Source organism: Mesorhizobium sp. M7A.F.Ca.CA.002.15.2.1 (assembly GCF_003998715.1).
Lineage (GTDB): Bacteria > Pseudomonadota > Alphaproteobacteria > Rhizobiales > Rhizobiaceae > Mesorhizobium > Mesorhizobium ciceri.
On the sequence record NZ_RZPI01000115.1, the window covers coordinates 1 to 10,734 of the forward strand.

The window sequence follows — 10,734 nt, forward strand, 5'->3', positions numbered from 1 at the left end:
CAGGTGGACGCCGGTTTTCCCAACGCCCTGGTTGGCGTCAAGGACGTGTTCGAGTAGGGCCATTTCCACCACCAATCGAGGTTTTCTGAAGCCGCATGCCTGCCGAGATCCGCACGGCCCGCGCGTCTGACGTCGATGATCTCGCCGCCATCGAGAAAGCTGTTTTCTCAAGCGACCGTATTTCCCGCCGCTCCTTCCGACTGTTCATCGAGCGTGAAACCGCCGAGACGCTGGTCGCCGAAGTCGACGGCCGCGTGGCCGGTTATGCGATCGTGCTGTTTCGCAAAGGCAGCGGCGTGGCGCGCCTCTACTCGATTGCGACCAGTCCGTTTTTCGGCGGGCTGGGTGTCGGCCGCATCCTGCTCGGATCCGCCGAAGATGCCGCCTTCGAGCACGACCGCATGATGCTGCGTCTCGAAGTTCGCGAAGACAACAGCCGCGCGATCCGCATCTACGAACGGGCCGGTTATCGCAAGATCGGGCGTGAGCCCGGCTACTATGAGGATGGCGAAACGGCACTTCGCTACGAAAAAACCTTGCGTGGCGACATTCCGATCGCCACCAAGGTGCCGTTCTACCCGCAGACCTGTGAATTCACCTGCGGTCCGTGCTGCCTGATGATGGCGATGGCCAATTTCGATCGCGGCTTCGTGCCGGATCCGGTCATGGAAATCCGCCTGTGGCGTGAAGCGACGACCGTCTTCATGATGTCGGGTCCCGGGGGTTGCGAGCCGTTCGGCCTCGCTGTCTCGGGCTATGAGAGCGGGCTCGCGGTGGAGATCTACGTCTCCTTCTATGGCGCGCTGTTCCTGCAATCGGTGCGCAGCGAGGACAAGCGCAGGGTAATGGAACTGGCCCAGGTCGACTTTCGCCGACGCGCGGAACTTTACGGCATCCCGGTGAATTACCGTGCATTCACAATCGACGATATCCGCGCTGCGATCGCTGGGGGAAAGCTGGTGCTGGTGCTGATCAGCGGCTTCCTGATGTTCGGCAAGAAGGTGCCGCACTGGGTGCTGGCGATCGGCGATGACGGCGACCATATCCTGATCCACGACCCTTGGGTCGAGGATGAAAGGCAGGAGACCATCCTTGATGCAGCCAACATTCCCGTGCCTTACGGCATCTTCATGAACATGGCGCAGTTCGGTCGCGATGGACTGCGGGCCGCCATCACTCTGGGAAAGCGTGACAGACAATGACCTGGGTCATCCTTACCGGCAGGCAGAGCGATCTCGACCAGGTGGCGACACCGCACAAGATCATCACCAATCGCGACTATCTCGCGCATCCGTCATTGTTTCGCGGCCAGCGGCCGAAGGTCATCAACCTGTCGAACAATTACGCCTACCAGAGCCGCGGCTACTATGCCTCGCTGCTGGCAAGCTCGCGCGGCCACAAGGTGATCCCGACCGTCGAGACGATGATCGACCTGTCGGAACGCAAGCTCTATGAGCACGCGCTGCCGGAACTGGAACTGGCGCTCAACAAATGCCGCAAGGATCTTGGTGGCGCCTTTCCGCAAAAGGTCTGCATCTTCTTCGGCATCGGGCCGTCAAAAATCTGGGACCGTTTCGCCAAGCTGTTGTTCGATTGGTTCCGCGCACCGGCGCTCGAAGTCCACATCAAGGACAGCGCCGAATGGGCCTCGATCCGCAAGATCGGCTTCCATCCGCTGGCGCGGATGACCGAGGACGAGGAAAAAAGCTTCATACAGTGCCTGGAAACCTACACCAACCGGGAGTGGCGCGACACCAAGGGCCGCACGCCGGCGCGCTATACCTTCGCCACGCTGGTCGACCCGCATGAGGAATTGCCGCCCTCGGAGATCTCGTCGCTGCGCTATTGGGCCAAGATCGCCGAGAAGATGGGCGTCGAAATCGAGCCGATCACCAAGCGGGACCTGGCCAAGCTCGCCAATTACGACGCGCTGTTCATCCGCGAGACCACCTCGATCTCCAACCACACCTATCGTTTCGCCCGCCGCGCCCAGCAGGAAGGCATGCCGGTGATCGACGATCCACTGTCGATGATCCGCTGCACCAACAAGGTCTATCTCAACGAGCTGATGGCCTACAACAAGGTGCCGGTGCCGCCGACGGTGATGATCGCCGGCACCTCGGATCTCGAACTGGCGGCGCAGACGCTGGGCTTTCCGCTGGTGCTGAAGATCCCGGATTCGTCGTTCTCGCGCGGCGTCAAGAAATGCGCCAATTTCGAGGAACTGAAGACGCTCGCCACCGAATGGCTGGAGGATTCCGACCTTCTGATCGCGCAGAAATTCATTCCGACCGAATATGATTGGCGTGTCGGCGTGCTCGGCGGCCAGCCGCTGTTTGCCGTGCACTATCTGATGGCCAAGAAGCACTGGCAGATCGTCAACCACAAGGCCAACGGCAAGCCCGACCAGGGCGGCATCAAGACCTTCACGCTGAAGGAAACGCCGGCGCATGTCGTCGAGACGGCAGTGAAGGCGGCGCGCTGCATCGGCGACGGGCTCTATGGCGTCGACCTCAAGGAGACCAAGGACGGCGTCTTCGTCATCGAGGTGAATGACAATCCCAACCTCGATCATGGCTGGGAGGATTCCGGTGAGAAGGACGAGGTCTGGGTGCGGCTGACGCAGTGGTTCCTGGAGCGGTTGGACCGGCCGGGGCGGTAATTTGATCGGGGGTAGAACATGCAGTTTATCGTGATCGAGGATTTCACCGGCTGTGATCGCAAGGAGATCTATCGCCGCTTTCGCGACCGCGGCCGCCTGAAACCGGACGAGCTGCTCGTGCACCACAGCTGGATCGCGGCGGACATGAGCCGCTGCTTCCTGCTGGTGGAGGCCGATGACGTCACGCTGCTGCAGCGTTGGGTCATCGAATGGGCGGATCTGGTGGAATTCGAGATCATCCCCGTGGCGACAAACAAGGACATGGCTGAGGCATTGAGCGGGCACCTCTGACGATTGCCGCGTGTCGCGTCAACGCAGTGCCGGCGAGCCGACTGCGCGCCGGCACTCGTCGATCAGCCACTGGCGAAATGCGTCCACGACATCGCGTCTGGCGCTGCGCGCCGGGATCGTCAGGCAATAGGGCTGGCGCAGCTCGACCATTTGGGCGAGGGGCCTGACAAGTCGGCCGTCCTCCAGCGCCTCGGCACAGTAGATCCCTTGCGCCAGCGCCACGCCCAATCCCGAAATGGCAAGGTCGAGTGCTGCGCGCGATGAGTTGGCCGAGAGGCCGCGCTGCGCTGCCCGGCCGGGTTCGATGCCGGCCGCCTCGAACCAGTTGTGCCAGGACGGAAAGGACGCACCGGTCGGTCCCCAGCCGGTATGGATAAGCGGCAGGCTGGCGAGGCCTTCGGGTTTGATCGTGTCCGCCAGCCCGGGTGCACACACGGGATAGACTGCGTCCTGGACGATGTCCTCGGTCGGGTGCTCGCGATAGTGCGGGCCATAAGTGAGCCTGATGTCGATCAACTCACGGTCGAACGGCACCGGGTCATCCTCGCCTCTGAGCGATATGTCGACGGCGCCATGGCTGGAGACAAAACCAGTGAGGCGCTGCGAAAGCCAACCCATGGCCATGGATGGCGGCACCGACACCACGAGGCGCGGGCGGAACGCATCGCCGCCCAGTTGGCGCGCGACGCTGCCGATCTCCTGGAAGGCCATGGTCAGCCTGGGCAGCATCTCGACGCCGGCCTCGGTGAGGACGGCGCGCCGGTTGACGCGATGGAACAGCTTGCGGTCCATCTGCTCCTCGACGGTGCGGATGAGCTGGCTGACGGCGGCGGCCGATACAGAAAGCTCTTCCGCCGCCCCCGCAAAGCTGCCTGTACGGGCGGCAGCCTCGAAAGCCTGAAGTCCTTTGAGAGAGGGAAGTACGGCCATGATCACCGGATAGATAAGTTCAGCTTATCTAAATCGCAGAAATCGTCATTTTTGGAAAGATTTTTCATGCGCTACAGTGGATTCTATCAAATCCCAGCCTGGATCGAAGCCCGTGGATCATCGCGACGTAATTTCATCGTTGACGCAGGAGGAGCGCAACCGGCTGACCGCCAAGTCTGATGCCGCGGGCCTCGTTCAGCTTGCCGCTCATTGGGGTGCGATCGTGATCCTCGGATCGCTGATCGCCGCCAAAGTGCCGTTCTGGCCGCTGCTGATGCTGCCGCAAGGTCTCCTCATCGTGTTCCTATTCACGCTGCTGCACGAGACGGTTCATCGCACGGCCTTTGAGGCGCAGCGGCTGAACGATCTCGTGGCGCGGGTGTGCAGCCTGGCGATCGCACTGCCGGCGGACTGGTTCCGCTACTTCCACTTTGCCCACCATCGATACACGCAAGATCCCGACAATGACCCGGAACTGGCGTTCCCCAAGCCGGAGACATGGCGGCAATACCTCGTCCACATATCCGGCATCCCGTTATGGTGGGGCCACATCAAGACGCTTTATGCCAACGCCGCGGATCGTGGTCGCGAAAGCTACGTTCCGCCAAAGGGCTATGACAAGGTGCGCATCGAGGCACGCGCCATGATTGCCTTTTATGCCGTGCTCCTTCTGCTTGCCGTCTATTTCCGGCTCTCGGTGCTTGTCTATGTCTGGATTTTGCCCGCTCTGTTGGGGCAGCCGTTTCTGCGCCTCTATCTCTTGGCCGAGCACGGTCGTTGTCCGTTCGTCGCCAACATGCTGGAGAACACCAGGACCACATTGACCAACTGGCTGGTCCGCAAGCTGGCGTGGAACATGCCGTTCCATGCCGAGCATCATGCCTATCCCGGCGTGCCGTTTCATCAACTGCCGCGGTTTCATGCGCTGATCGAGCGGCATCTCAAGGTGGTCGAGCCCGGCTATGTCAGCTTCCACGAAAAGTACATCGAGACGCTGCATTGACGATGGCCGGCCTAGCCGGTCTGGCTGTGCGGCGCCCGGGATCTCAACAGACGCTGGATCTCGGCCGCCTGTGACGGCGCGCCGATCAGAAAGCCCTGCGCCTCGGTGCAGCCATTGCTGCGCAGGATGTCGAGTTGCACCTCGGTCTCGACCCCCTCGGCGGTGACAGTGATGCCAAGCTCGGCACCCAGCCCGATGACGGTGCGAACGATCGCCGCGGTGTCGCGATTGCCCAAATCGTGGATGAACGAACGGTCGATCTTGATCTTGTCGACAGGAAAACGCCTGAGGTAGCCGAGCGACGAATAGCCGGTGCCGAAATCGTCCAGCGCGATGCGGATGCCGAGTTCGCGCAACTGCCGCAGCGTCCTTAGCACCACCTCGCTTTCGTCCATCAGCACGGTTTCGGTGATCTCCAGTTCCAACCGACCGGCTGGCACGCCGGAGAAAGCCAGCGCCGAGATGACGCTGCGGGCGAAGCTGCCGCTTTTAAGTTGCACGGCCGAGACATTGACCGCGACGCGCAGGCCGGCGGGCCACCGTGCCGCCGCCGTGCAGGCTTTCCTCAGCGCCCATTCTCCAAGCGGCACGATCAATCCGGTTTCTTCGGCGACCGGAATGAAGCTGTCCGGCGCCACCATGCCACGTTCTGGGGAATGCCAGCGCATCAAGGCTTCCGCGCCGACGATCTCGCCGGAGGCGATGTTCATGATGGGTTGGAAATCGAGGTCGAATTCCTGGCGCGACAGTGCGGTCCCGAGGTCGACCTCCAACGCACGCCGTGCCTGTACCATTGCGTCCATTCCGGGTTCGAAGAAGCGATACAGATTGCGGCCTTCGCTCTTCGCCCGGTAAAGCGCTGTATCGGCGTTCCTCAGCAGCGTGTCGGCGTCTCCGCCGTCGTCGGGGAAAACCGCGATGCCCAGGCTGATGCCGATATGCATCTCGCGGCTCTTGTCGCGGAACGGTTTTCCGATTGTCTCGACGATGCGCTTCGCGAGTTTTTCAGCATTGGCAATGCCCTTGAAATTGAACTGGATGATGACGAATTCGTCGCCGCCGAAGCGGGCAACGACGTCGTTTTCATTATGCAGGCAGCGCTGCAGCCGCTCGGCCACGGTCTTCAGCAGCCAGTCGCCGGCCGGATGTCCCCAGGTGTCGTTGACTGCCTTGAAGCGATCGAGATCGAGCGAGAAGATCGCCAGCGGCGTGGCCGCCGTGTCCTCCAGCGCAAGGTCGAGCCGTTCGCGAAACATCGAGCGGTTGGGCAATCCCGTCAGCGTGTCGTGATGCGCAAGATGGGTCATGCGCTCTTCGGTGCGGCGACGTTCGGTGACGTCGTCGAAGGTCACCACCCAGCCGCCGCCATCCATCGGCCGACGTGTGACCAAAACCGTCCTGCCGTCGGTAAGATGCCGATAGGCCGAATGCATTTTTGCCGCCGCCAGACAGGCTTCGGTCTTGGCGACTTCGCTGTCGACATCGATCTTCGTATAGATGCCGAGTTCCAGCAACCGTTCGAGCGCGTCGCGGTGCGTCGTTCCAAGCGGAAAATCCGCCGGGGTGACCTTGTAGAGCTCCAGAAAACGCCGGTTTCGCACGATCATCTTGCCGTCGGCGTCATACATCAGCAAGCCTTGCGACATGTTGGCGAGCGCTGCGTCGAAGCGGCGGTGCTGCTCCTTGAGATCCTCTTGCGCGCGGCGCTGCTCGGTGATGTCTTCATAGATCGAAACCCAGCCGCCCAGAGCCAGAGGGCGGTGCGAGATGCTGACGATGCGGCCGTCCGACAGTGTTTCTTCGTAGGTCGAGGGCTTTGCCTGATCGATATAGGGCTTGCGGATGGCGTAGAGTTCGTCGGCGGTTTGCGAGGCGACGCCGATATCGACGCTGTGGCGCAGAATGTCGAGGAACCGGATGCCGGGCCTTATCACCCTGGCGTCGAGGCAAAAGATGTTTAGGTAGTTGCCGTTGCAGATGATCATCCGCTCGTCGGCGTCGAACATGCACAGGCCGTGCGACATGTTCTCGACCGCAGCCGAAAAGCGTTGGTTCTGCTCCCGCAGTTCGTCTTCCATGTGGCGGGAGCGGTCCATGCCTTCGGCCTCCCGTTTCGGGACGGCCGAACCATCCTTGGCATCAGCGACGGGCATGAGCGCGCCTGCGGACCGTGATCGAACAAGCTACTGTGGTCGCCGCTGGTTAATTTAGCGTTTTAATGCATGTCGCCCAAAAGTGACCTCGGTTTTGGGGGAATGACATGCATAAAAAGACCTAAAGCGCGTCGCGTGAATCCGTTTCAGCGCGACGCGCTTTAGCCGATTGCGGTCGCCGAAACCTGATGCCGCGACGTCTCGATCGCCGAAAACCGTTTCAGAAACGCGTTCTGCGCCCAGGTCACCGAACGTGGCGTGAAATCGAAGCGGTCGGCATTGAAGCCGCGCGGACGGCCGAAGAACTCGGTCGCCTCGGCGGTCGAAAAGCCGGCGAGCAGCGTTGCCTCGAAATAGGCGGCGATCTGGTCGGCGCGCTTGATCTCCTTGCGCAGCGCAGCACTTGGTTCCGGAGGCAGCGAGAAGCGCAGATGGATGGCGCGCTGCAGCCGTAACTCACAATCCTTGTAGCTGCCGCCCATCACCGATTTGAACGGCGAGATCATGTCGCCGATGACATATTCGGGGGCGTCGTGCAGCAGGGCCGCCAGCCGGGCGTCGGCCGAAGCCTCGGGCACCAGGTCGCAGAACAGCGCTTCGACCAGCAGCGAGTGCTGGGCGACCGAAAACGCATGCTCGCCGCTGGTCTGGCCGTTCCAGCGGGCAACGCGGGCGAGCCCGTGCGCAATGTCCGAAATCTCGATGTCGAGCGGCGAGGGGTCGAGCAAATCGAGCCGGCGGCCCGACAGCATGCGCTGCCAGGCGCGTGCCGGCGCGCCGACGCGGTCGGCCGCCATCAGGCCTCCTCCGCGCTGACGGCTTCCTGCGGGAAGGCGAATTTTGCCCAACCGGGAATGGCCAGCGTTAACGGAACGTCCCCGGCCATGATCGGCTGGCCGGCATCGAGCGCCGCCTTGACCCGGTCGATGCGCGCAATGGCCAGACCGGTCGTGTCTACGGTCGAGCCGAGCGTGCCAACCGGCCTGCCTGCGACGGTCAGCTCGGTGCCGGGCGCGGGCAGGGGCCTGTCGGCCGATGCAATCAGCACGCGCCGCCTGGCCGTGCCGCGATGCTGCATGCGCGAGACGACCTCCTGGCCGACATAGCAGCCCTTCTTGAAGCCGATGCCGCCGGTTTCGTCCAGCAGCACATCGTGGGGGAAGGCGTCTCCGAGTTGGTAGTCGCTGCCGCTTTCGGCAATGCCGCCGACAATGCGGAAGGCTTGCCACGCGGCAAGATCGCCGGGCTCATCCGTTTCGCCATAGGAACGCGTGACGGCACCCTTCGGAAAGCGTGTGTCGGCGGCCGCCGTTGAATCAGATTGTGAGGGTGTTGATTCATGTCCCCACGCGACGGTGACAAACGCCTGATCGGATTTGGTAATCTCGACCTTGGCGCGCAGTTTGTAGAGCGTCAGCCGGCGTACGAAATCGTCCGATATGTCGGCACGGCATTCGAGCCGGAATGCATTCTCGCCGGTGCGGGAGATCAGGAAATCGAACAGGATCTTGCCTTGCGGCGTCAGCAGCGCACCGGGTTTGGCTTCGCCGGGAGCCAGGATGTCGAGATCGGTGGTCAGGATGTTCTGCAAAAAATGCTCGGCATCCGGACCTGATACGGAAATGAGGGCGCGGTCTTTGAGCTGGGCACAGGGCATGGGCGGAAAAGCAACCTGATCTTGCAAAATGGTCGGCCTTTACGTAAGCCGCTGGCACTCCCCCCGCAAGAGAGCATGGCCATGATCTACGACCTCATCCTGACAGGCGGCACAGTGGTCAACCATGACGGCGAAGGGGCTCGCGACATCGGCGTGAAGGACGGGCGCATCGCTGCCATCGGCGATCTCCGCCAGGCCTCGGCCGGCGAGACGATCGACTGCCGCGGCCTGCATATCCTGCCGGGTGTCGTCGACAGCCAGGTGCATTTTCGCGAGCCGGGACTGGAGCACAAGGAAGATTTGGAAACGGGTTCGCGCGCTGCCGTGCTTGGCGGCGTCACCGCCGTGTTCGAGATGCCCAACACCAATCCGCTGACCACCAGCGAGGCAGCGCTTGCCGACAAGGTCCGGCGCGGCACGGGGCGCATGCATTGCGATTTCGCCTTCTGGGTCGGCGGCACCCGCGAGAATGCCGGGGATGTCGGCGAGCTTGAGCGGCTGCCGGGTGCGGCCGGGATCAAGGTTTTCATGGGCTCGTCCACTGGCGACCTGCTGGTCGAGGATGACGAGGGCGTGGCGTCGATCCTGAGAAACACGCGCCGGCGCGCCGCCTTTCATTCGGAAGACGAATTCCGGCTGCGCGAGCGCCTTGGCGAACGCATCGAAGGCGACCCGGCATCGCACCCTGTCTGGCGCGACGAGATCGCCGCCTTGCGCTGTACCGAACGGCTGGTACGCATTGCGCGAAACGCCCGTGCCCGCATCCATGTTCTACACATCTCGACCGCCGAGGAGATTGTGTTCCTCGAACAACACAAGGATGTCGCGACCTGCGAGGCGACGCCACATCATTTGACGCTGAGCGCCGACGACTATCTCAGGCTTGGCACGCTGATCCAGATGAACCCGCCGGTGCGTGCCGCGCGCCATCGCGATGGCGTCTGGCATGGCATTGCGCAAGGCATCGTCGATGTGCTCGGCTCCGACCACGCGCCGCACACGCTGGCCGAGAAGGCAAAGCCCTATCCGGCCTCACCGTCGGGGATGACCGGCGTGCAGACGCTGGTGCCGATCATGCTCGACCACGTCAATGCCGGCCGGCTGACCTTGCAGCGCTTTGTCGACCTGTCTAGCCACGGCCCGCAGCGGATCTTCGGCATGGCGAGAAAGGGCCGCATCGCTGCCGGCTACGAGGCCGACTTCACCATCGTCGATATGAAGCGGCGCCAGACCATCACCAATGCGCAGGCCGGCTCGAAAGCCGGCTGGACGCCTTATGACGGGAGAGAAGTGGTCGGCTGGCCGGTCGGCACCGTCATTCGCGGCCGCCGCGTGATGTGGGAAGGCGAGATCGCCACGCCAAGCCAGGGTAGGGCGGTGGAGTTTTCTGAGGCATTGCCCCGCTAGGCTCCCTACCCCCGTGGGTGGGAAGAGCCGCTCTCAATCCCCGGCGACGAAGAATGACCACTGTCCGCTAGGGGTGATACCGACGCGATAGAAAATATAGGCGCCGAACTGCTTCATGTCGTCGAAATCGCCAGCGGTGACGATCTTGAACAGTTCGACCCGCTGCTTGGCGTCCAGCTTGTCCAGCGGGAGGGCGAAGAAATACGGCCACACATAGAGCTCTTGTGGCGTGCCGGCATCGAGGTGGACGTAGCCGGCATCAAGCACCTCCTCCAGGATGGCCAGGATTTCCTGGCCGTCCGGGTCTCCCGAGAGGCCCTTGAGGAAGGCGACGGCATCGCCATCAATGTCGGTTAGGGACAATTGCGTTGTGTTGTCGCCCGTGCCGATCAACGGCCGCAACTTTTCGATATCGCCGCCCTTGCAGGCTTCGACGATCAAATCATGCATGCGCCGCACTGGTTCCGGCAGCTTGCCGAGATCGTAGATGACCTCGGGCACCGGCGTGTCCGGATCGACGCGTGGCCTGGTCACGCCGCCATCCGCCGGACTGTCCGGCTCGGCTTCGGCAGGAGCAGTCGGCTGGCTAGACGGCGGCGGCGGCCCGGCCGGGTTGGGCATTGGCACGGGG

General features: G+C 62.6%; 10 protein-coding genes. 5 read left to right on the top strand and 5 right to left on the bottom strand.

Features of this window, described 5'->3' with window-relative positions:
• Positions 1–95 precede the first annotated feature (95 nt).
• From ENZ74_RS09550 to ENZ74_RS09560, 3 genes are read left to right on the top strand one after another with little or no spacing between them, the layout of a single operon-like run.
• On the top strand, positions 96–1,202 hold the full coding sequence (locus ENZ74_RS09550; RefSeq protein WP_013532575.1) for a peptidase C39 family protein: 1,107 nt from the start codon (positions 96–98) through the stop codon (positions 1,200–1,202).
• On the top strand, positions 1,199–2,662 hold the full coding sequence (locus ENZ74_RS09555) for a RimK family alpha-L-glutamate ligase (RefSeq protein ID WP_013532574.1): 1,464 nt from the start codon (positions 1,199–1,201) through the stop codon (positions 2,660–2,662). The genes ENZ74_RS09550 and ENZ74_RS09555 overlap by 4 nt, the downstream gene beginning before the upstream one ends.
• Before the next feature lie 30 nt (positions 2,663–2,692).
• Complete coding sequence (locus ENZ74_RS09560; protein ID WP_244514281.1) at positions 2,693–2,953, top strand: DUF3303 family protein; 261 nt, start codon at positions 2,693–2,695, stop codon at positions 2,951–2,953.
• A gap of 18 nt (positions 2,954–2,971) precedes the next feature.
• On the opposite strand, the gene ENZ74_RS09565 is transcribed toward ENZ74_RS09560, so the two are convergent.
• The gene (locus tag ENZ74_RS09565) at positions 2,972–3,883 is read right to left on the bottom strand and encodes a LysR substrate-binding domain-containing protein (protein WP_013532572.1); all 912 of its coding nucleotides are present in this window, start codon (positions 3,881–3,883) and stop codon (positions 2,972–2,974) included.
• Between the two features lie 112 nt (positions 3,884–3,995).
• Between ENZ74_RS09565 and ENZ74_RS09570 the strand changes: the two genes are divergently transcribed.
• Complete coding sequence (locus ENZ74_RS09570) at positions 3,996–4,886, top strand: fatty acid desaturase family protein (RefSeq protein WP_013532571.1); 891 nt, start codon at positions 3,996–3,998, stop codon at positions 4,884–4,886.
• 11 nt (positions 4,887–4,897) lie between these two features.
• Here ENZ74_RS09570 and ENZ74_RS09575 read toward each other — a convergent pair whose 3' ends face one another.
• The 3 genes from ENZ74_RS09575 to ENZ74_RS09585 all read right to left on the bottom strand — a co-directional run bounded on the left by ENZ74_RS09575 (position 4,898) and on the right by ENZ74_RS09585 (position 8,696).
• On the bottom strand, positions 4,898–7,039 hold the full coding sequence (locus ENZ74_RS09575; RefSeq protein ID WP_013532570.1) for an EAL domain-containing protein: 2,142 nt from the start codon (positions 7,037–7,039) through the stop codon (positions 4,898–4,900).
• 161 nt (positions 7,040–7,200) lie between these two features.
• Positions 7,201–7,836, bottom strand: coding sequence for an HD family hydrolase (locus ENZ74_RS09580; RefSeq protein WP_013532569.1), 636 nt, complete (start codon positions 7,834–7,836; stop codon positions 7,201–7,203).
• Positions 7,836–8,696 (bottom strand): folate-binding protein YgfZ, encoded by an 861-nt coding sequence (locus ENZ74_RS09585; RefSeq protein ID WP_013532568.1) that lies wholly within the window; start codon positions 8,694–8,696, stop codon positions 7,836–7,838. Before ENZ74_RS09585 ends, ENZ74_RS09580 begins: the two co-directional genes overlap by 1 nt.
• 75 nt (positions 8,697–8,771) lie before the next feature.
• On the opposite strand from ENZ74_RS09585, the gene ENZ74_RS09590 reads away from it, so the two are divergent.
• Positions 8,772–10,103 (top strand): dihydroorotase, encoded by a 1,332-nt coding sequence (locus ENZ74_RS09590; protein WP_063167701.1) that lies wholly within the window; start codon positions 8,772–8,774, stop codon positions 10,101–10,103.
• Positions 10,104–10,136: 33 nt separating this feature from the next.
• Here ENZ74_RS09590 and ENZ74_RS09595 read toward each other — a convergent pair.
• On the bottom strand, positions 10,137–10,734 hold a 598-nt coding region (locus ENZ74_RS09595), incomplete at its 5' end, for a hypothetical protein (RefSeq protein WP_127312747.1).

Coding starts and splice junctions, on each gene's coding strand:
- ENZ74_RS09590 (WP_063167701.1), top strand. CDS start 8,772: ATGGCCATGATCTACGACCTCATCCTGACAGGCGGCACAGTGGTCAAC.
- ENZ74_RS09575 (WP_013532570.1), bottom strand. CDS start 7,039: ATGCCCGTCGCTGATGCCAAGGATGGTTCGGCCGTCCCGAAACGGGAG.
- ENZ74_RS09565 (WP_013532572.1), bottom strand. CDS start 3,883: ATGGCCGTACTTCCCTCTCTCAAAGGACTTCAGGCTTTCGAGGCTGCC.
- ENZ74_RS09550 (WP_013532575.1), top strand. CDS start 96: ATGCCTGCCGAGATCCGCACGGCCCGCGCGTCTGACGTCGATGATCTC.
- ENZ74_RS09580 (WP_013532569.1), bottom strand. CDS start 7,836: ATGGCGGCCGACCGCGTCGGCGCGCCGGCACGCGCCTGGCAGCGCATG.
- ENZ74_RS09585 (WP_013532568.1), bottom strand. CDS start 8,696: ATGCCCTGTGCCCAGCTCAAAGACCGCGCCCTCATTTCCGTATCAGGT.
- ENZ74_RS09555 (WP_013532574.1), top strand. CDS start 1,199: ATGACCTGGGTCATCCTTACCGGCAGGCAGAGCGATCTCGACCAGGTG.